The sequence below is a fragment of the Flavobacterium sp. OHVDL-2026-0007 genome (assembly GCF_059882335.1).
Genome location: NZ_CM187612.1, coordinates 4,100,943 through 4,122,646 on the forward strand (window position 1 = coordinate 4,100,943; position 21,704 = coordinate 4,122,646).

14 protein-coding genes and 1 tRNA gene are annotated in these 21,704 nt (G+C 35.3%); 13 read left to right on the forward strand and 2 right to left on the reverse strand.

The annotated features are described in order from the left end of the window. Window positions 1–28 precede the first annotated feature (28 nt). The 10 genes from AC51AA_RS16910 to AC51AA_RS16955 all read left to right on the forward strand — a co-directional run bounded on the left by AC51AA_RS16910 (window position 29) and on the right by AC51AA_RS16955 (window position 12,049). A tRNA-Trp gene (locus AC51AA_RS16910) sits at window positions 29–99 on the forward strand. Between the two features lie 19 nt (window positions 100–118). Beyond that, complete coding sequence (secE, locus tag AC51AA_RS16915) at window positions 119–316, forward strand: preprotein translocase subunit SecE (RefSeq protein WP_199003311.1); 198 nt, start codon at window positions 119–121, stop codon at window positions 314–316. A 10-nt stretch (window positions 317–326) separates the two neighbouring features. Beyond that, a complete protein-coding gene (gene nusG / locus AC51AA_RS16920; protein WP_500703387.1) occupies window positions 327–878 on the forward strand; it encodes a transcription termination/antitermination protein NusG in 552 nt (183 codons plus the stop codon). Window positions 879–945: 67 nt separating this feature from the next. Continuing rightward, window positions 946–1,383: a 50S ribosomal protein L11 gene (gene rplK / locus AC51AA_RS16925; protein WP_007807442.1), complete on the forward strand. Its 438-nt coding sequence runs from the start codon at window positions 946–948 to the stop codon at window positions 1,381–1,383. A gap of 13 nt (window positions 1,384–1,396) precedes the next feature. Further along, complete coding sequence (gene rplA, locus AC51AA_RS16930) at window positions 1,397–2,086, forward strand: 50S ribosomal protein L1 (protein WP_131992155.1); 690 nt, start codon at window positions 1,397–1,399, stop codon at window positions 2,084–2,086. Between the two features lie 22 nt (window positions 2,087–2,108). Next, window positions 2,109–2,612 carry a 50S ribosomal protein L10 gene (rplJ, locus tag AC51AA_RS16935; RefSeq protein WP_500703388.1) on the forward strand — a complete coding sequence of 168 codons (504 nt, stop codon included), beginning with the start codon at window positions 2,109–2,111 and terminating at the stop codon, window positions 2,610–2,612. Window positions 2,613–2,703: 91 nt separating this feature from the next. Then, window positions 2,704–3,075, forward strand: a complete 372-nt coding sequence (gene rplL, locus AC51AA_RS16940; protein ID WP_007807437.1) for a 50S ribosomal protein L7/L12 — start codon at window positions 2,704–2,706, stop codon at window positions 3,073–3,075. Between the two features lie 264 nt (window positions 3,076–3,339). After that, window positions 3,340–7,152 (forward strand): DNA-directed RNA polymerase subunit beta, encoded by a 3,813-nt coding sequence (rpoB, locus tag AC51AA_RS16945; RefSeq protein WP_500703389.1) that lies wholly within the window; start codon window positions 3,340–3,342, stop codon window positions 7,150–7,152. 260 nt (window positions 7,153–7,412) lie between these two features. Then, window positions 7,413–11,726 carry a DNA-directed RNA polymerase subunit beta' gene (gene rpoC, locus AC51AA_RS16950; protein WP_500703390.1) on the forward strand — a complete coding sequence of 1,438 codons (4,314 nt, stop codon included), beginning with the start codon at window positions 7,413–7,415 and terminating at the stop codon, window positions 11,724–11,726. Window positions 11,727–11,737: 11 nt separating this feature from the next. Next, window positions 11,738–12,049, forward strand: a complete 312-nt coding sequence (locus AC51AA_RS16955; protein WP_500703391.1) for a DUF3467 domain-containing protein — start codon at window positions 11,738–11,740, stop codon at window positions 12,047–12,049. Between the two features lie 251 nt (window positions 12,050–12,300). Here AC51AA_RS16955 and AC51AA_RS16960 read toward each other — a convergent pair whose 3' ends face one another. Together AC51AA_RS16960 and AC51AA_RS16965 are read right to left on the reverse strand one after the other, a co-directional pair. Beyond that, the gene (locus AC51AA_RS16960) at window positions 12,301–13,890 is read right to left on the reverse strand and encodes a peptide chain release factor 3 (protein ID WP_500703392.1); all 1,590 of its coding nucleotides are present in this window, start codon (window positions 13,888–13,890) and stop codon (window positions 12,301–12,303) included. Between the two features lie 156 nt (window positions 13,891–14,046). Further along, the gene (locus tag AC51AA_RS16965) at window positions 14,047–15,486 is read right to left on the reverse strand and encodes an alpha-amylase (RefSeq protein WP_500703393.1); all 1,440 of its coding nucleotides are present in this window, start codon (window positions 15,484–15,486) and stop codon (window positions 14,047–14,049) included. 520 nt (window positions 15,487–16,006) lie between these two features. Here AC51AA_RS16965 and AC51AA_RS16970 point away from each other — a divergent pair. From AC51AA_RS16970 to AC51AA_RS16980, 3 genes are all read left to right on the forward strand, one after another. Continuing rightward, window positions 16,007–17,437 (forward strand): peptidylprolyl isomerase, encoded by a 1,431-nt coding sequence (locus AC51AA_RS16970; protein ID WP_500703394.1) that lies wholly within the window; start codon window positions 16,007–16,009, stop codon window positions 17,435–17,437. Between the two features lie 78 nt (window positions 17,438–17,515). After that, window positions 17,516–18,469, forward strand: a complete 954-nt coding sequence (locus tag AC51AA_RS16975; protein WP_500703395.1) for an AAA family ATPase — start codon at window positions 17,516–17,518, stop codon at window positions 18,467–18,469. A 423-nt stretch (window positions 18,470–18,892) separates the two neighbouring features. Further along, window positions 18,893–21,664, forward strand: a complete 2,772-nt coding sequence (locus tag AC51AA_RS16980) for a bifunctional aconitate hydratase 2/2-methylisocitrate dehydratase (protein WP_500703396.1) — start codon at window positions 18,893–18,895, stop codon at window positions 21,662–21,664. The last annotated feature ends 40 nt before the right edge of the window (window positions 21,665–21,704 follow it).

Here is a 21,704-nt window from a genome sequence, read left to right on the forward strand (position 1 = left end):
TCTTAACTGAAAACACTGGCTTTTAATTACGGGCGTAGTTCAAGGGTAGAATAGCGGTCTCCAAAACCGTTGATGGGGGTTCGAATCCCTCCGCCCGTGCAATAAAAAAATATATCAAATGACAAAAGTTACTAATTATTTATCAGAGGCTTTCGAAGAGTTGAAGTCGAATGTTACTTGGCCTACTTGGGCTGAGGTTCAAAAATTGACAATTGTTGTAGCTGTATTTTCAGTTCTATTCGCCCTGGCAACATGGGGAGTGGATGAATTTTTTGCAAAAGCTTTGGCTGGATTTTTTAACTGGTTAAAAGGATAATTTTTTTGTGATGGCAGATAATAATGTGAAAAAGTGGTATGTAGTTAGAGCTGTAAGTGGACAGGAGAACAAAGTCAAAGCTTACATCGAAACTGAGATTGCCAGACTTGGTATGGGTGATTATGTTTCCCAAGTTTTAGTACCTACGGAAAAAGTAGTTACTGTAAAAGAAGGAAAGAAAATGTCTAAGGATAAAGTTTATTTTCCTGGATATGTTATGATCGAAGCTAATTTAATTGGTGAGATACCTCATATTATTAAATCGATTACTAGTGTAATCGGATTTTTAGGTGAAATTAAAGGTGGAGAGCCTGTTCCTTTAAGACTTTCTGAAGTAAACAGAATGTTAGGAAAAGTGGATGAGTTGGCTGTTAATGCAGATACTCGTGCAATTCCTTTCAATTTAGGGGAGACTGTTAAAGTGATCGATGGTCCTTTTAATGGGTTTAATGGAACCGTTGAGAAAATCAACGAAGAAAAGCGTAAACTTGAAGTTATGGTGAAAATTTTCGGAAGAAAAACACCATTGGAATTAAGTTTTATGCAAGTAGAGAAAGTATAATTTTTGTTACATCTATAATATCCACTATAATCGCTTCCAATGATTATGGTGTTAAATTTTTTAAAAAATGGCTAAAGAAATTAGTAAGGTAGTTAAACTACAAGTTAAGGGAGGTGCTGCGAATCCGTCGCCACCGGTTGGACCTGCTTTAGGAGCTGCTGGGGTTAATATCATGGAGTTCTGTAAGCAGTTCAATGCTAGAACACAAGATAAACCTGGCAAAATATGCCCAGTACAAATTACTGTGTATAAAGACAAATCATTTGATTTTGTTGTAAAAACTCCTCCAGCTGCTGTCCAATTATTGGAAGCTGCAAAGCTAAAGTCTGGATCAGGTGAACCAAATCGTAAAAAAGTAGCTAGTGTTACTTGGGACGTTATCAAAGCAATCGCTGAAGATAAAATGGTAGATTTAAACGCATTCACAATCGAATCAGCAATGAGTATGATTGCAGGAACTGCTAGATCTATGGGTATAACTGTATCAGGAGATGCTCCTTTTTAATTAAGAGAAAGAAATGGCAAAATTAACAAAAAAGCAAAAAGAGGCTGCTTCAAAAATTGAAAAGAACAAACTATACTCTTTAAAAGATGCAGCTGCATTAATTAAAGTTTTAGCTTCTGCAAAATTTGATGAGTCTGTTGATATCGCAGTTCGTTTGGGTGTAGATCCAAGAAAAGCGAATCAAATGGTTAGAGGTGTGGTTACATTACCTCACGGAACAGGTAAAGATGTTAAAGTATTAGCATTGGTTACTCCGGATAAAGAAGCGGAAGCTTTAGCAGCTGGAGCAGACTATGTAGGTCTTGACGATTATTTACAAAAAATTAAAGATGGTTGGACAGATGTTGATGTAATCATCACTATGCCAGCTGTTATGGGTAAATTAGGTCCATTAGGTCGTATTTTAGGACCTAGAGGTTTAATGCCTAACCCTAAAACAGGTACTGTAACTATGGATGTTGCAAAAGCTGTTGCAGAGGTAAAAGCTGGTAAAATTGACTTTAAAGTTGATAAAACTGGTATCGTACATGCAGGAATTGGTAAAGTTTCTTTTGGAGCTGAGCAAATTTATGACAATGCACACGAAATTATTCAAACATTAATCAAACTTAAACCAACTGCTGCTAAAGGTACCTACATTAAAGGTATTCACCTTACAAGCACTATGAGTCCTGCAATTGCTTTGGACCCTAAAGCAGTATAATTGGTAGTTAATAATTTTTAGTATGACTAGAGAAGAAAAATCAATCGCGATTGAAGATTTAACTGCACAGTTAGCTGGTACAAATATTATTTATGTATCTGATATTTCTGGGATGAACGCAGAATCAACTTCAAACTTGAGAAGAGCTTGTTTTAAAGCAGGTATTAAATTAGAGGTTGTAAAAAACACTTTGCTTGCAAAAGCAATGGAAGCTTCTGCTAATGACTATGGAGATTTACCTTCAGTATTGACTGGTAATAGTGCTATATTTATTTCAGATGTTGCAAATGCACCTGGAAAAATAATTAAAGATTTCAGAAAAAAATCGGCTAAACCTGTATTAAAGGGAGCTTATATCAATGCTGAAGTTTACATTGGAGATGATCAATTAGAGGCATTAGCAACTATTAAATCTAAAGAAGAACTTCTTGGAGAACTTATTGGATTATTGCAATCACCAGCTCAAAGAGTTATCGCTGCTTTACAAAATCAATTCGCTAACAGCGAAGAAGAGGTTGAGGCATAATAACCCAAGCAGGGAAGTTTACTTCCTTGTTGCTTAAATAGCGCACAATAAATAAATTATATTTTACAAATCATTTTAAACGATAGAAAAAATGGCAGATTTGAAACAATTCGCAGAACAATTAGTTAACTTAACAGTTAAAGAAGTTAACGAATTAGCAACAATATTAAAAGACGAGTATGGTATCGAGCCTGCTGCTGCAGCTGTAGTAGTTGCTGCTGGTGGTGGAGAAGGTGCTGCTGAAGAAGCACAAACTGAATTTACAGTTGTATTAAAAGAAGCTGGTGCTTCTAAATTAGCAGTTGTAAAATTAGTTAAAGAACTTACAGGTTTAGGTTTGAAAGAAGCTAAAGATGTAGTTGACGGAGCTCCAAGCAACGTTAAAGAAGGTGTTTCTAAAGAAGAGGCTGAAGGTCTTAAAAAATCATTAGAAGAAGCTGGAGCTGTAGTTGAACTTAAATAAGTTTACTCAGTTTTAAGAACTAGGTTTAGGTCTTGAGTTAACACTCAATGGCCTAAACCATTTTTCGTATAATAAAATAGATCAAGTTTTATTATCAAATAGTTTAAAATACGAAAAAGTTTTTGATCAATACGAAGAAAAAAAATTAGGCCGAATTGATCGGGTTATTTTTAAAGATGTATTGATTACAAAAAGAAAGTGTACATTAAACAATGTGTTTTTACACAAAAAACTACTTTTTTTTAATCAAAATTTTGTCCATTGATGATAACAAATCAGACTGAAAGATTGAATTTTGCCTCGACAAAAAATATTCCTGACTATCCAGATTTTCTAGATGTTCAGGTTAAGTCTTTTAAAGATTTTTTTCAATTAGAAACTAAATCTGACGAAAGAGGCAACGAAGGGTTGTACAACACCTTCATGGAAAACTTTCCAATTACAGATACAAGAAATAACTTTGTATTGGAGTTCCTAGATTATTTTGTAGATCCACCACGTTATACAATTCAAGAATGTATAGAGAGAGGTCTTACGTATAGTGTGCCTTTAAAAGCTAGGTTAAAACTATACTGTACAGATCCAGAACACGAAGATTTTGAAACTATTGTACAAGATGTTTACCTTGGAACAATACCTTATATGACTCCAAGTGGTACCTTTGTTATCAATGGTGCTGAGCGTGTAGTAGTATCTCAATTACACCGTTCTCCTGGGGTTTTCTTTGGGCAATCATTCCACGCAAATGGAACAAAACTTTATTCTGCCAGAGTAATTCCTTTTAAAGGATCTTGGATAGAATTTTCTACAGATATTAATAGCGTAATGTACGCGTATATCGATAGAAAGAAAAAATTACCAGTTACAACTTTATTCCGTGCTATTGGATTCGAAAGAGACAAGGATATCCTTGAAATCTTTGACCTTGCTGAGGAGATTAAAGTATCTAAAACAGGTATTAAAAAATATATTGGAAGAAGACTTGCTGCACGTGTATTGAACACTTGGCACGAGGATTTCGTTGATGAAGATACCGGTGAGGTAGTTTCTATCGAACGTAACGAAATTATCCTTGATAGAGATACTATTATCGACAAAGATAATGTGGAAGAAATCATTGATTCTAACGTTAAATCTATTTTGTTACATAAAGAGGATAATAATCAAGCAGATTATGCTATTATCCACAATACGTTACAAAAAGATCCAACAAACTCTGAAAAAGAAGCTGTAGAGCACATTTACCGTCAGTTGCGTAACGCTGAACCGCCTGATGAGGAAACTGCTCGTGGTATTATAGATAAATTGTTCTTCTCTGATCAACGTTATAACTTAGGTGAAGTTGGTCGTTATAGAATGAACAAAAAACTTGGTTTAGATATTCCAATGGAAAAGCAAGTGCTTACCAAAGAGGATATCATTACCATTGTAAAATATTTGATCGAATTAATTAACTCTAAAGCAGAGATTGATGATATTGATCACTTGTCAAACCGTCGTGTTAGAACAGTTGGTGAACAATTGTCTCAACAATTCGGTGTTGGTTTAGCACGTATGGCTAGAACTATTCGTGAGAGAATGAACGTTAGAGATAACGAGGTGTTTACACCAATTGATTTGATTAATGCTAAAACATTATCATCAGTTATCAACTCTTTCTTTGGTACTAACCAGTTGTCTCAATTTATGGATCAAACGAATCCACTTGCTGAGATTACGCACAAGAGAAGATTATCTGCACTTGGACCTGGTGGACTTTCGAGAGAGAGAGCTGGTTTCGAGGTTCGTGACGTTCACTATACACACTATGGTCGTTTATGTCCGATTGAAACTCCAGAGGGACCAAACATTGGTTTGATTTCATCTCTTGGTGTTTATGCAAAAGTTAACGGAATGGGTTTCATTGAAACTCCTTACCGTAAAGTAACAGAAGGTGTAGTTGATTTAGAAAGTACTCCTGTATATTTAAGTGCAGAGGAAGAAGAAGGAAAAATGATTGCGCAAGCAAACATTCAAATGGATGCTACAGGAAAGATTACTGCTGATAATGTAATTGCCCGTCAAGAAGGTGATTTCCCAGTTATTGATCCAAATTTAGTAGATTATACAGACGTTGCACCTAACCAGATTGCTTCTATTTCTGCTTCATTAATTCCTTTCTTGGAACATGATGATGCGAATAGAGCCTTGATGGGATCTAACATGATGCGTCAGGCGGTTCCTTTGATTCGCCCAGAAGCACCAATTGTTGGTACTGGATTAGAGCGTCAGGTAGCTTCAGATTCTAGAGTATTGATTAATGCTGAAGGAGATGGAACTGTTGAATATGTAGATGCTAATATCATTACTATCAAATACGACCGTACTGAGGAAGAAAGAATGGTTAGTTTTGATGCTGATGAGAAAACATACAACTTAATTAAATTTAGAAAAACCAATCAAGGTACAAGTATTAACCTAAAACCTATCGTAAGAAAAGGGGATAGAGTTAGTCTTGGTCAAGTATTATCAGAAGGATATGCTACTCAAAATGGTGAATTAGCTTTAGGTAGAAACTTAAAAGTTGCGTTCATGCCATGGAAAGGGTATAACTTTGAGGATGCGATTGTAATTTCTGAGAAAGTAGTTCGTGATGATATTTTTACTTCTATCCACGTTGATGATTATTCATTAGAGGTTAGAGATACGAAGTTAGGAAACGAAGAGTTAACAAACGATATTCCTAACGTTTCTGAAGAGGCTACTAAAGACTTAGATGAAAACGGTATGATTAGAATTGGAGCAGAGGTTAAACCTGGCGACATTTTGATCGGAAAAATTACACCAAAAGGAGAATCAGATCCTACTCCAGAGGAGAAATTGCTTCGTGCAATCTTCGGGGATAAAGCAGGTGATGTAAAAGATGCTTCATTAAAAGCTTCTCCATCTTTACACGGTGTAGTTCTTGACAAAAAATTATTTGCAAGAGCCGTAAAAGATAAACGTAAACGTACTCAAGATAAAGATGCTTTAGGCGCTTTAGAAATGGAGTTTGAAACTAAATTTGTTGAATTAAAAGACAGATTAGTTGAAAAATTATTCTTGATTGTTAACGGAAAAACATCGCAAGGTGTAATGAATGATTTGGGTGAAGAAGTTTTACCAAAAGGTAAAAAATATACTCAAAAAATGCTTTATGCAGTAGAAGATTTTGCTCACTTAAGCAAAGGTCAATGGGTTGCTGATGACGCTACAAATAAAATGGTGAATGATTTAATTCATAACTATAAAATTAAGCTGAACGACTTACAAGGAGCTTTGAGAAGAGAGAAATTCACGATCACAGTTGGAGATGAATTGCCATCTGGAATCTTGAAATTAGCTAAAATTTATATTGCTAAAAAACGTAAGCTAAAAGTTGGGGATAAAATGGCAGGACGTCACGGTAACAAAGGTATTGTTGCTCGTATTGTTCGTCATGAAGATATGCCTTTCTTAGCTGATGGAACACCAGTAGATATCGTATTGAATCCACTTGGGGTACCTTCACGTATGAACATTGGTCAAATTTATGAGACTGTTCTTGGATGGGCTGGTCAAAACTTAGGTAGAAAATTTGCTACTCCAATTTTTGATGGTGCAACTTTAGATCAAATTAATGAATTAACTGATGAGGCTGGAGTACCACGTTTCGGACATACACACCTTTACGATGGTGGTACTGGAGAGCGTTTCCATCAAGCAGCAACTGTTGGAGTAATTTACATGCTTAAATTAGGACATATGGTTGATGATAAGATGCACGCACGTTCTATCGGACCATACTCGTTGATCACTCAACAACCACTTGGAGGTAAAGCTCAATTTGGAGGTCAGCGTTTTGGAGAGATGGAGGTTTGGGCACTTGAGGCTTATGGAGCATCAAGTACACTACGTGAGATCTTAACAGTTAAATCGGATGACGTTATTGGTAGAGCTAAAACTTACGAGGCTATCGTTAAGGGAGAATCTATGCCAGAACCAGGATTACCTGAATCATTCAATGTATTGATGCATGAATTGAAAGGTCTTGGATTAGACATTCGTTTAGAAGAATAATAAGTATTAGGAAGTTTTCAGTTTTCGGATAGTAATATCTGAAAACTGATTACTTATTTATAAAAGTTTTTAGGATTTATACCCGTAAACCGTTCCGATTTTTTATTAAAGCCTGAAAAGTTTTATAATTAGCACTTCAAAATTGAGTTTGAAGTTTAGAGAAGTAATCCGTGGTAGCGACTTAATGATTTGCCCTTTTAAGAGGCAAGTAATAAGTTAAAATCAATTTTTTAATTGCAAATAAATCAATAGTAAAAACTATGATGAATAATAGAAATAATAACAATAAGGATAAAAATCCAGTTAAGAGATTTAATAAAATTTCAATTGGATTGGCTTCACCAGAATCTATCTTGAAAGAATCAAGAGGAGAGGTTTTGAAACCAGAAACTATCAACTATAGAACACACAAACCGGAACGTGACGGACTTTTTTGCGAAAGAATCTTCGGACCTGTTAAGGATTTTGAGTGTGCTTGTGGTAAATATAAAAGAATTCGTTACAAAGGGATCATCTGTGACCGTTGTGGTGTTGAAGTTACTGAGAAAAAAGTACGTCGTGATAGAGTAGGACACATCAACCTTGTTGTGCCAATTGCTCATATCTGGTACTTCCGTTCTCTTCCAAACAAAATTGGTTATATCCTTGGTCTTCCATCTAAGAAATTAGATATGATCATTTACTACGAAAGATACGTAGTAATCCAAGCTGGTATCGCTAAAAATGCAGATGGAGAATCATTGCAAAGATTAGATTTCTTAACAGAAGAAGAATATTTAAATATTTTAGATACCCTTCCACAAGAAAACCTATACTTAGATGATATGGATCCTAATAAATTTGTTGCCAAAATGGGAGCAGAATGTATTATGGATTTATTAGCACGTATCGATTTAGATGAGTTGTCTTACCAATTGAGACACAGTGCTAATAACGAAACATCTAAACAACGTAAAACGGAAGCTTTAAAAAGATTACAAGTTGTTGAGTCTTTCCGTGAGTCTAACTTAAACCGCGAAAACCGTCCTGAATGGATGATTATGAAAGTGGTTCCTGTTATTCCACCAGAATTACGTCCACTTGTGCCACTTGATGGAGGTCGTTTTGCAACTTCAGATTTAAATGATTTATACCGTCGTGTAATTATCCGTAACAACCGTTTGAAAAGATTAATGGAGATTAAAGCTCCAGAAGTTATCTTAAGAAACGAGAAACGTATGTTACAAGAATCTGTAGATTCATTATTTGATAACACTCGTAAAGCTTCTGCTGTTAAAACAGAATCTAACAGACCATTAAAATCATTATCTGATTCCTTAAAAGGTAAGCAAGGACGTTTCCGTCAAAACTTACTTGGAAAACGTGTGGATTATTCTGCTCGTTCGGTAATTGTTGTTGGTCCTGAATTAAAATTATTCGAATGCGGTTTGCCAAAAGATATGGCAGCTGAATTATACAAACCTTTTGTGATCCGTAAATTGATCGAAAGAGGTATTGTGAAAACAGTAAAATCGGCTAAGAAAATTATAGACAAAAAAGAGCCTGTAGTTTGGGATATCCTTGAAAATGTTATTAAAGGTCACCCAGTATTACTTAACCGTGCTCCTACGTTACACAGATTAGGTATTCAAGCTTTCCAACCAAAATTAATTGAAGGAAAAGCGATCCAATTGCACCCATTAGTATGTACGGCTTTCAACGCCGATTTTGATGGGGATCAGATGGCAGTTCACTTGCCATTAGGACCAGAGGCTATTTTAGAGGCACAATTATTAATGTTGGCTTCTCACAATATCTTGAATCCAGCAAATGGTGCGCCAATTACTGTACCTTCTCAGGATATGGTCTTGGGTCTATATTATATGACCAAAGAACGTATCTCTACACCAGAACATATTATTTTAGGTCAAGACTTAACTTTCTATTCTGCTGAAGAGGTAAATATTGCACTAAACGAAGGAAGATTAGAATTGAATGCTCGTGTAAGAATTAGAGCAAAAGATTTTAATGAGGCTGGAGAATTAGTATACAAAATTATCCAAACTACTGCTGGACGTGTATTGTTTAATGAAGTAGTACCGGAAGCAGCTGGATATATCAATGATGTATTGACTAAGAAAAACCTTAGAGATATTATTGGACACATTTTAAGTGTGACTAATGTACCTACTACTGCTGCTTTCTTGGACAATATGAAAGATATGGGGTATAAGTTTGCATTTAGAGGAGGTTTATCATTCTCTTTAGGTGATATTAGAATTCCAGAACAAAAAACACAATTAATTGCAGATGCTAGAGAGCAAGTTGAAGGTATTTCTGTGAATTATAACATGGGTCTTATTACTAATAACGAACGTTACAACCAAGTTATTGATGTATGGACTTCTGCGAATGCTCAGCTTACAGAATTAGCAATGAAAAATATTAGAGAAGACCAACAAGGTTTCAACTCGGTATATATGATGCTTGACTCTGGAGCGAGGGGTTCTAAGGAACAGATTCGTCAGTTAACTGGTATGCGTGGTTTGATGGCTAAGCCTAAAAAATCTACTGCTGGTGGTGGTGAGATTATTGAAAACCCGATTCTTTCTAACTTTAAGGAAGGTCTTTCGATCCTTGAGTACTTCATTTCTACTCACGGTGCTCGTAAAGGACTTGCGGATACGGCTCTTAAAACGGCTGATGCTGGATACTTGACAAGAAGACTTCACGATGTATCTCAAGATGTTATTGTTAACATCGAAGATTGTGGTACTTTAAGAGGTGTTGAAGTTTCTGCTTTGAAGAAAAATGAGGAAATTGTTGAATCTTTAGGAGAAAGAATTTTAGGACGTGTTGCGTTGCAAGATGTTATAAATCCTCTTACTAATGAAGTTCTAGTTGAGTCTGGACAACAAATTACTGAAGCAATTATGAGAGTGATTGAAGCTTCTCCTATTGAAAGAGTAGAAGTAAGATCTCCATTAACTTGTGAGGCTTTAAAAGGTATTTGTGCTAAATGTTACGGTAGAAACTTAGCTACTGGTAAAATGACACAAAGAGGTGAAGCTGTCGGAGTTATTGCAGCTCAATCTATTGGAGAACCAGGTACACAGTTAACACTTCGTACGTTCCACGTTGGAGGGGTTGCTGGAGGTATTTCTGAAGAGTCTAGTATTGTTACAAGATTCAACGGTAGACTTGAGATTGAAGATTTAAAAACGGTTAAAGGTGAAGATAGTGAAGGTAATGCGGTTGATATCGTAGTATCACGTTCAACAGAATTAAAATTAGTTGACGAGAAAACTGGAATCGTTTTAAACACACACAATATTCCTTACGGATCTAGTATTTTCGTTAAGGATGGTGAAGTAGTTACTAAAGGATCTACTATCTGTAAATGGGATCCATATAATGGTGTAATTGTTTCTGAATTTACTGGTAAGATTGCTTACGAGGATTTAGAACAAGGACAATCGTTCATGGTTGAAATTGATGAGCAGACAGGTTTCCAAGAAAAAGTAATTGCTGAAGCTAGAAATAAAAAATTAATTCCAACTTTATTAGTTTATGGTAAAGAAGGTGAATTGATTCGTTCGTATAACTTACCAGTAGGAGCCCACCTTATGGTTGAGAATGGAGAGAAAATTAAAGCAGGTAAAGTATTAGTTAAAATTCCACGTCGTTCTTCTAAAGCAGGAGATATTACAGGAGGTTTACCTAGAATTACTGAGTTGCTTGAGGCTCGTAACCCTTCAAACCCAGCAGTTGTTTCTGAAATTGACGGTGTTGTTTCTTTTGGAAAAATCAAAAGAGGTAACCGTGAAATTGTTATCGAATCTAAATTTGGTGAGGTTAAAAAGTATTTAGTTAAACTTTCAAGCCAAATCTTAGTACAAGAAAATGACTTCGTAAGAGCAGGAATTCCTTTGTCTGATGGTGCAATTACACCAGATGATATTTTAAGAATTCAAGGTCCAGCTGCTGTTCAACAGTACTTGGTAAATGAAATTCAAGAGGTATACCGTTTACAAGGGGTAAAAATTAATGACAAGCACTTTGAGGTAGTAATACGTCAAATGATGCGTAAAGTAAGAGTTCAAGATCCAGGAGATACATTATTCCTAGAAGATCAATTGATTCACACTAAAGATTTTATCGTTCAAAATGATAAATTATATGGTATGAAAGTAGTTGAAGACGCTGGAGATTCTGCTGTATTGAAACCGGGTCAAATTATTTCTCCTCGTGATTTACGTGATGAAAATTCATTGTTGAAACGAAATGATAAAAATCTAGTTGTAGCTAGAGATGTAATTACTGCAACTGCAACGCCAGTTTTACAAGGTATTACAAGAGCTTCGCTACAAACTAAATCATTCATCTCTGCTGCTTCTTTCCAAGAGACTACAAAAGTTCTTAACGAAGCTGCTGTAGCAGGTAAGATCGATTATTTAGAAGGATTGAAAGAAAATGTAATTGTTGGACATAGAATTCCTGCAGGAACAGGTATGAGAGAATACGATCATACTATTGTAGGTTCTAAAGATGATTACAATGAAATGATGGCTAATAAAGAAGAGTATATCTACTAATTAGGAAACTTATGAGTAATCCGAAACAACAACAAGAGCAAATCAATATTGAGTTAGATGAAACGATAGCAGAGGGGATTTATTCTAATCTTGCTATTATTAATCACTCATCATCAGAATTTGTTTTAGATTTTGTGAGCATTATGCCAGGAATTCCTAAGGCCAAGGTAAAGTCAAGAATTGTTTTGACACCGCAACATGCTAAAAGATTGTTGAAAGCAATAGGGGAAAATATTCACCGTTTTGAGGCCTCCCACGGAGAAATTAAAGACACTGAACAATCACCTATTCCGCTCAATTTTGGTCCAACAGGACAAGCATAAATTTAAAAAGCCCCAATTGGGGCTTTTTTTTATGGGGTAAAATGGATGTTAAATGTAGTTTGTCTGATTTTAAATCACTTTTATCGATTAAATTTCTTTTTTTGATAGAAATGTTTTACTTTAGAGGGTGTTAAAAAAAAGATTAATTTTAGAATATAATGACTACTTAGTAAGGTTGGTTAATTCAAATTAAAAAAGCGCTAATTAAAAATTAGCGCTTTTTTTTATGGATTCCTCAGAGTGAAGAGAATTTATTCAAATTCAGAAGTGAAGAACAACTTCACAGATGGATATTTGTTTTGTGTCATTTGAATGGTAAAGTCAGAATCGGCTAAGAATACCAATTGACCATATTTATCATGTGCTAGGAATTTTTGCTTAATACGTTTGAATTCGCGGAATTCATCATTTTTAGCATCATCTGGTTTTACCCAACAAGCTTTGTGAACAGGGAAATTCTCATAGGTACATTTAGCACCGTATTCGTGCTCTAAACGGTATTGAATTACCTCGTATTGAAGTGCTCCTACAGTTCCAATTATCTTACGGTTATTCATCTCAAGAGTAAATAACTGAGCAACCCCTTCATCCATTAATTGGTCAACCCCTTTGTCCAATTGCTTGGCTTTCATTGGATCGGCATTGTTAATGTACCTAAAATGTTCAGGAGAGAAGCTCGGTATTCCTTTAAAGCTCATGATTTCGCCTTCCGTTAAAGTGTCTCCAATTTTAAAGTTTCCTGTATCATGCAAACCAACAATATCACCAGGATAAGAGATGTCCACTATTTCTTTTTTCTCAGCGAAAAATGCATTAGGACTAGAGAATTTTAAATTTTTCTTTTGACGAACATGGTAATAGGGTTTGTTTCTTTCAAAAGTACCTGATACAATTTTGATAAAGGCCAAACGGTCTCTATGCTTAGGATCCATATTGGCATGTATTTTAAATACAAAACCAGTCATTTTTGGTTCAGTAGGATCCACCAAACGGGTTTCAGAATCTTTTGGTCTAGGAGATGGGGCAATGGTTACGAAACAATCTAGTAATTCGCGTACGCCAAAGTTATTCAATGCAGAACCGAAAAACACGGGCTGTAATTTTCCATCTAAATAGTCCTGACGATCAAATTTAGGATATACTTCATCAATTAGCTCTAATTCCTCACGAAGTCTATCTGCTGGTTTTTGACCGATAATTTTTTCTAATTCAGGATTTTGAACATCAGAGAAAGCAATGGTCTCTTCAATGTTTTTTCGGCTATCTCCGCTGAAAAGGTTAATGTTTTGTTCCCAAAGATTATAAATCCCTTGAAAATCATAACCCATTCCAATAGGGAAACTCAATGGAGTTACCGTTAAACCTAATTTTTGCTCTACTTCATCCATCAAATCAAAGGCATCTTTACCTTCACGATCTAATTTGTTGATGAAAACAATAATCGGAATTTTTCGCATTCTACAAACAGCAACTAATTTCTCGGTTTGTTCCTCAACCCCTTTTGCTACGTCAATTACCACAATGACACTGTCTACAGCAGTTAAAGTTCTAAAAGTATCTTCGGCAAAATCCTTGTGACCAGGAGTATCAAGAATGTTGATTTTTTTATCTTTATAATTAAAAGCAAGTACTGAGGTGGATACGGAAATTCCTCTTTGACGTTCGATTTCCATGAAATCACTCGTTGCTCCTTTTTTTATTTTGTTGTTTTTTACGGCACCCGCTTCTTGGATAGCTCCTCCAAACAATAGTAATTTTTCAGTTAAAGTTGTTTTACCGGCATCAGGATGCGATATAATTCCAAATGTTCTTCTGCGTTGTATTTCTTTTAAAAAACTCATATTTCGTATAAATAGGTTGCAAAAGTACTATTATTTACGGCTTAATAAAAATATTCACTTCTATAATTTAGAAGTCATTACCTTATCAATAGAAACGGTTAAGCAAAAAAAAAGACTGTTTTTTTAGAACAGTCTTTAAATTGTGGTTTTGAAGAATTATTGATTAATTGACCAAACCGAATATCCTTTTGGTGGACATTGAATTTTCACCCATTTATCTGTCTGTGTAGTGGGATACCAAGTTGAATTTCCTGTAAAATCCTTGATTTGAGCATTAGCCCAATTAGTCTGAATCCATCTTTCCTGCCAAAGAGTTGAGTTGTTTATGTACACTACCAAGCCCGGATTTCCATTATAACCATTTCTCCTGGCTACATATTCATCATTATCTGAATATACAATTGAGGTTGTCCCTGTGGCTTTGTTGTTGTGAATCCAAATAAGATTATTTAATTTGCTTTTATCGAGCCATTCCTCGTAATCTCTGTAAAAGATTGTCGGATATCCCTCATGAGTTAAAATATAAGAATAAGCTAATAGTTTATTGGAAATCTCATCAGTATCATGATTGGTAACAAATGTTACCGCTTTGTAGGGATTTCTTTTCCACATCATATCATCGTTCAATAGGGCTAAATTATCTCCGTCAAAAGCGTCATTCATTTTGTAATAACAAGCAAAGTCAAATACAGAGCTGTTTGCGTTGTTAGCCCACCATTCAAGCGTATTTACATTAGCATCCCAATATTCCCCAACAGAAAAGCCACCGACGTTTGCATTCCAATCATGTACGACCGAAGGAGAAAACCCTTTCACGTAATCAAATCTCCATCCGTCAAATTTCATAGTATTTTTGTAATATTTACCCACTCCGTCCTCTCTTAACCATAACCAATCTTGTACATTAGGTGCTGCGTGACATAAATCAGGAAAACCTCCAAAGGCCCCTTCATCGTTATTTCCATAACTATTTTTATAAAAGTCATTGTAAGTACGTTTGAATTTTCCTGAAGCAACACCGGTAAAATTGGTCCAAGTATTTGTTCCTGTAAAGGGGTTGGCTTCTGATTGTCCTCCACTATTGTGATTGATTACAATGTCTGCGTATACTTTCATGTTGTCAGTATGAGCTTGTGTGATCAAATTCACGAGTTCCGTTTTAGAACCAAATCGGGTTTCTGTAGTGCCATTTTGATTGTAATCTCCAAAATCAAAATAATCTGTTGGATCATATCCCATTGAAAAGGCTCCATTTTGTGCTTTTGATACAGGTGGAAGCCAAATGGAACCGATACCAGCATTAGACCAAGCAGTTACTTTAGCACTAACGGTATTCCACCATATTCCTCCCGCAGGAACATCCCAATAAAAGGCTTGCATCATAACTCCACCGCCGGGATTATCAACATATTTCCCTGTTGAAGACGAATTAGCTCCCGTGCTAAAAGGTTTTCCGTCATGATGTGTCACGTTAATAATTTCAAATTGTTGACTTTCAGATTTTAAGTCAACGTCATTTGTTTCATTGGGCGAACACGAACAAAAAAATGCGGTGATCGCCGTCATTAAATAAATCTTTACATAGTGGTTTTTCATAATTTAGATTTGGTTTTGGGTTAATAACGTTTATAATTAAGCATTTTTAAATGTTCGAAAGAGATATTCGTAATTTTAATGCCTAAAAACTAGTAATTACTTATCGAAAGTATGTGTTTTTTTATTTAATTCATTTTTAGAAGAAAATAGTTTTACAGCGCAAACGTTGTAGTGTTTAAAACTTTTTTTATTTGTCTGAAATTTAGGTATTTGAGCTTTGACTGAATTTTCAGTAAAGCAACTCTTGAAAAAAAAAAGAAAAAGTTTAGTTCTTTCTTTGATGGATAATCAATGAGAATGGGAGTCTATTTGTGAAATTGAAATGATAGCCATATAATTTTTTGTTAATAGTATAGCTGATAGTTGTATTATGTAATTGAATTGTTATTTTTGTTCGTTATAAGTTGGGAAAACTGGATCATAATTATTTTGTATAGCGTATAGAATACAGAGGAAGTTACTTTTAGTTTAAAATACCATTCCATAGCGAGATCATTACATTCAAATTAAATTTAAAATAATGTTATTAAAAAAATTACAGCTAAAAACAATTGATTACAAGTTTGGGCTAACAATGTGTTTTTTACTTTTTTTCAACTCGATTATTTCGGCTCAGGAAGTCATTAAAGAGGCCGTAGCAGAGAAGCCAGTTGAAGTACCTTCGGGAAAGAAGCAAAAAATTGATGGTATTATTGCTAATGTTGGAGATTACATTATTTTAGATTCAGATATTGATAAAAGTTATTTTGAAATTACCGCTCAAGGTGGTTCTGTAAAAGATATTACCAGATGTCAAATGTTGGGTAAACTTTTGGAAGACAAATTATATGCTCATCAAGCGATTCAGGATAGTATCATTGTTAGTGATGCTGAAGTAAGAGGGATGATGGATGATCGTTTGAATTATATGATTCAACAAGTAGGAGATATTGATAAGGTGGTAGCCTACTATAAGAAGAATTCTGTAGAGGAATTTAAAACGTATTTTTCTGATATTTTAAAGGAGCAAAAATTGGCTTCTGAAATGCAAAAAAAGATTGTAGATGCAGTAACCATTACGCCTGAGGAAGTTCGTAATTTCTTTAAGAAAATTCCAAAAGAGGAACTGCCAACCTTTGGAGCAGAGATGGAAGTAGCACAGATTGTAGTGGAACCTAAGGTGTCTAAAGAGGACAAGCAAAAAGTTATTGATAGATTAAAAGGCATTAAGAAAGATGTTGTAGAAGGGTCAAGTTTCGCAACAAAAGCCGTTTTGTATTCTCAAGATCCAGGATCAGCACCAATGGGAGGTTATTACAAAATGACAAGAAAAACACCTTTTGTAAAGGAATTTAAAGATGTGGCTTTTAGCATGCAAGAAGGTGAGATTTCGGAACCGTTTGAAACGATCTATGGTTTTCATATCATTATGGTGGATAAGATAAAAGGGCAAGAGGTTGAGTTGCGTCATATTTTGATCCCGCCAACGGTTTCTGAAGATGCTTTGAAGGATGCTAAAGAAAGAATTACCAACATCAGAACTAAGATCGTAAATAAAGAAGTTTCTTTTGCAGACGCGGCGAGAACAGAATCTGATGAAAAAGAAACAAGAGCAAATGGTGGAGCTTTAGTGAATCCAAATACACAAGACACGCGTTTTGAATTGACCAAAATGGATCCAACATTATACAGCCAGGTATCCAATTTAAAAGATACTGAAGTTTCTCAGCCGATTTTAAATACGGATGATAAAGGTAAAAAAACGTATAAATTAATTACAGTGACCAATAGAATTGATCAGCATACTGCAGACTACGCTAAGGATTATACCAAAATTAAAGAATTAGCCTTAAAAGAAAAGCAGATTGATGCGATCTCAAAATGGTTTGATACTAAAATAAAAGATACTTATATTAGAATTATTGGAGAATACAGAGATTGTACTTTTACAAACAATTGGTTGAAAAAATAATTTTTATTAAATAAATAAAAAGAGTTAGTTTTATGAATTCATAGAGCTAACTCTTTTTAATTTTAAAAACATATTTAAATGTCTGACGTAGCAGCAATTCATAATTTAGTTCAAAAACGAAACGAATTAAAAAGCGAAATAGCCAAGATCATTGTAGGTCAAGATGCCGTGGTAGATCAAATTTTACTTTGTATATTTTCAGGTGGACATGCGCTTTTAATTGGGGTTCCAGGTTTGGCAAAGACCTTAATGATTAATACGTTGTCTCAGGCTCTAGGTTTAGATTTTAAAAGAATTCAGTTTACACCAGATTTAATGCCTTCGGATATTTTGGGAAGTGAAATTTTAGATGAAAACAGGAAATTTAAGTTTATTAAAGGGCCTATTTTCTCTAATATCATTCTAGCCGATGAGATTAATAGGACGCCACCAAAGACACAGGCTGCTTTGTTAGAAGCCATGCAGGAACGTTCGGTAACCATAGCAGGAGAAAATTATAAATTAGACTTGCCGTACTTTGTATTGGCGACTCAGAATCCAATTGAACAGGAAGGGACCTATCCCTTACCAGAAGCTCAATTAGATCGTTTTATGTTTGCGATAAAGCTAGAATACCCAAGTTTTGAAGAAGAAGTACAGGTGGTAAAACGTACCACATCCGATAGTAAAACAACTATTAATCCTTTGTTTACTTCACAGGAAATTATTGATTTTCAACATTTAATTCGCAGGATTCCTGTCGCTGATAATGTGATTGAATATGCGGTGACTTTGGTGAGTAAAACGCGTCCGGATAATGCGTTGTCAAATGATTTTATAAAAAATTATTTGGATTGGGGAGCAGGACCAAGAGCCTCTCAAAATTTGATTTTGGCTGCAAAAGCACATGCTGCCTTCAATGGTAAATTTTCACCAGATATTGAAGATGTAAAAGCTGTTGCAACGGGTATCTTACGCCACAGAATTATTAAAAATTATAAAGCAGATGCGGAAGGAATCACTGAAGAGATGATTATTGAGAAGTTGCTGTAAAAACGATAACATTTTAGTTTAGGGCCTAACAGATTTTACAAGCTGTTAGGCCTTTTTTTTGTTTTGAAGATTTTTATCAATCGTTTTACAGTTTTGGTGTTGCAATGGGAAAAAAGGAAGGTTAGAAGTGCACTATAACGTTGTAAATGCTAATTTAGAAAGGTTCTAGGCTGAAAATCGCTGTAAAACCGCACCCTCTTTGTGTCAAGAAATTTCGACTTTGTTAAAGATAAGATTTTAAATTATTGATAATGGATTATTTTATTTGAAAATTGAGTTTTTGACAATATAACGTAGTGATATTCTTTATTTTGCAATAATAATTTTTGAAAAGGCTACTTCTATTATATTTTTTTTAATTCTCGGCTTTAATTCTTAAATTTGCGTACAAAAAATAAAAAATACCTAGAAAATACTTCTATTATGAATACTTATAAGGATTACATTCAAGAAATTAAAGAACGTAAAGAACAGGGGCTTAATCCAAAGCCAATTGATGGTGCTGAATTACTAAGCGAAATCATCGAACAAATTAAAGATTTGAATAACGAGTATAGAGAGGATTCTCTTAACTTTTTTATTTATAATGTGGTGCCTGGGACTACTGGAGCTGCAAATCTTAAAGCAAAATTTTTAAAGCAAATTATTTTAGGTGCGGCAGTTGTTGCTGAAATCACACCAGCTTTTGCTTTAGAGTTATTATCGCATATGAAAGGTGGTACTTCTATTGAAGTCTTGCTTGATTTAGCCTTAGGGGCTGATGCTGCAATTGCTAAAGGAGCTGCAGAGGTTTTAAAAACACAGGTTTACCTTTATGAGGCAGACACAGATCGTTTGGAAGCTGCCTTTAAAAGTGGTAACGTAACGGCTAAAGAAATTTTAGAGAGCTATGCTAAGGCTGAGTTCTTTACAAAATTGTCAGACATACCAGAAGAAATTCAAGTGGTGACTTTTATCGCAGGTGAAGGAGATATTTCAACTGATTTACTTTCTCCAGGTAACCAAGCGCACTCAAGATCTGATCGTGAACTTCATGGAAAATGTTTGATTTCTCCAGAAGCGCAAGCTGAGATTAAAGCATTAAGTGAAGCGCATCCAGATAAGAGCGTCATGTTAATCGCGGAGAGAGGTACTATGGGTGTAGGATCATCAAGAATGTCAGGTGTAAACAACGTGGCATTATGGACAGGTAAGCAAGCAAGTCCGTATATTCCTTTCATCAATATTGCACCAATCATTGCCGGTACAAATGGTATTTCGCCAATCTTCTTAACTACTGTAGGTGTTACAGGTGGAATTGGAATTGATCTTAAAAACTGGGTAAAGAAGTTAGATGCACAAGGTAATGTGGTAGTGGACGAGGCAGGAGATGCTGTACTTGAAGAAGTATACTCTGTTGCTACTGGTACTGTTTTTACAATCAATACAAAAACGAAGAAGCTTTATAATGGAGATCAGGAATTGATTGATATTTCTTCCTCTTTAACGCCTCAAAAAGTGGAATTTATCAAAGCAGGTGGCTCATATGCTATTGTGTTTGGTAAAAAACTACAGACATTTGCTGCCAAAACATTAAATATAGCGATACCTCAGGTATACGCTGCTTCGAAAGAAATTTCTATCGAAGGACAAGGTCTTACGGCAGTAGAAAAAATATTCAATAAAAATGCTGTTGGAACTACTCCAGGTAAAGTATTGCACGCTGGTTCAGATGTACGTGTGGAGGTAAACATTGTTGGATCTCAAGATACAACAGGTCTTATGACATCTCAGGAGTTAGAGTCTATGGCTGCTACTGTTATTTCTCCAATTGTGGATGGTGCATACCAATCAGGTTGTCATACTGCTTCAGTTTGGGATAACAAGTCTAAAGCGAATATTCCTAGATTAATGAAGTTTATGAACGACTTCGGTTTGATTACGGCTCGTGACCCTAAAGCAGGATATCATGCTATGACCGATGTAATTCACAAAGTTTTGAATGATATTACAGTAGACGATTGGGCTATCATCATTGGTGGTGACTCTCATACTAGAATGTCTAAAGGTGTTGCTTTCGGTGCTGACTCAGGAACTGTTGCTCTTGCACTTGCTACAGGTGAAGCTACTATGCCAATTCCTCAATCAGTGAAGGTAACTTTCAAAGGGGAGATGAAACATTATATGGATTTCCGTGATGTGGTTCATGCTACTCAAGCTCAGATGCTTCACCAATTTAAAGGAGAGAACGTATTCCAAGGTAGAGTTATTGAGGTGCATATTGGTACGCTTAATGCGGATCAATCCTTTACATTTACTGACTGGACTGCAGAGATGAAAGCAAAAGCTTCTATCTGTATCTCAGAGGATGCTACTTTAATTGAATCATTAGAGATTGCAAAAAGTAGAATTCAGATCATGATTAATAAGGGAATGGATAATGCTAAGCAAGTTCTTAAAGGATTGATTGCTATCGCTGATAAGCGTATCGCTGAGATCCAATCAGGTGAAAAACCAGCATTGGCTCCAGATGCAGATGCGAAGTACTATGCTGAAGTTGTTGTTGATCTTGATGTGATTGCAGAACCAATGATTGCAGATCCAGACGTAAATAATATTGATGTTTCTAAAAGATATACTCACGATACAATCAGACCTCTTTCTTTTTACGGAGGAGATAAAAAAGTAGATCTTGGTTTCATCGGATCTTGTATGGTGCATAAAGGAGATATGAAAATTCTAGCTCAAATGCTTAAGAATATTGATGAACTTCATGGTAAAGTAGAATTTAAGGCACCACTAGTTGTGGCTCCTCCTACTTATAACATTGTGGATGAATTGAAGAGTGAAGGGGACTGGGAAATTTTACAAAAATACTCCGGTTTCGAATTTGATGATAACCTACCAAAAGCAGTAGCACGTACATCTTATGAAAAAATGTTGTATTTGGAGCGCCCAGGATGTAACCTATGTATGGGGAATCAAGAAAAGGCAGCCAAAGGAGATACTGTAATGGCAACTTCTACACGTCTTTTCCAAGGAAGAGTTGTAGAGGATACTGAAGGTAAAAAAGGAGAGTCTTTACTTTCTTCTACACCGGTTGTAGTTTTATCTACAATCTTAGGTAGAACTCCTACTATGGACGAGTACAAAGCGGCAGTAAAAGGGATCAACTTGACTAAGTTTGCACCCCCTCATAAACAATTGGTAAGATAATTACAGATTGTTGTCCAATATAGTAAAAGCCTGAGTTAAT

Excerpts from the sequence above, each read along its gene's own strand:
- secE (WP_199003311.1), top strand. The coding sequence starts at position 119 with ATGACAAAAGTTACTAATTATTTATCAGAGGCTTTCGAAGAGTTGAAG.
- nusG (WP_500703387.1), top strand. The coding sequence starts at position 327 with ATGGCAGATAATAATGTGAAAAAGTGGTATGTAGTTAGAGCTGTAAGT.
- rplK (WP_007807442.1), top strand. The coding sequence starts at position 946 with ATGGCTAAAGAAATTAGTAAGGTAGTTAAACTACAAGTTAAGGGAGGT.
- rplA (WP_131992155.1), top strand. The coding sequence starts at position 1,397 with ATGGCAAAATTAACAAAAAAGCAAAAAGAGGCTGCTTCAAAAATTGAA.
- rplJ (WP_500703388.1), top strand. The coding sequence starts at position 2,109 with ATGACTAGAGAAGAAAAATCAATCGCGATTGAAGATTTAACTGCACAG.
- rplL (WP_007807437.1), top strand. The coding sequence starts at position 2,704 with ATGGCAGATTTGAAACAATTCGCAGAACAATTAGTTAACTTAACAGTT.
- rpoB (WP_500703389.1), top strand. The coding sequence starts at position 3,340 with ATGATAACAAATCAGACTGAAAGATTGAATTTTGCCTCGACAAAAAAT.
- rpoC (WP_500703390.1), top strand. The coding sequence starts at position 7,413 with ATGATGAATAATAGAAATAATAACAATAAGGATAAAAATCCAGTTAAG.
- AC51AA_RS16955 (WP_500703391.1), top strand. The coding sequence starts at position 11,738 with ATGAGTAATCCGAAACAACAACAAGAGCAAATCAATATTGAGTTAGAT.
- AC51AA_RS16960 (WP_500703392.1), bottom strand. The coding sequence starts at position 13,890 with ATGAGTTTTTTAAAAGAAATACAACGCAGAAGAACATTTGGAATTATA.
- AC51AA_RS16965 (WP_500703393.1), bottom strand. The coding sequence starts at position 15,486 with ATGAAAAACCACTATGTAAAGATTTATTTAATGACGGCGATCACCGCA.
- AC51AA_RS16970 (WP_500703394.1), top strand. The coding sequence starts at position 16,007 with ATGTTATTAAAAAAATTACAGCTAAAAACAATTGATTACAAGTTTGGG.
- AC51AA_RS16975 (WP_500703395.1), top strand. The coding sequence starts at position 17,516 with ATGTCTGACGTAGCAGCAATTCATAATTTAGTTCAAAAACGAAACGAA.
- AC51AA_RS16980 (WP_500703396.1), top strand. The coding sequence starts at position 18,893 with ATGAATACTTATAAGGATTACATTCAAGAAATTAAAGAACGTAAAGAA.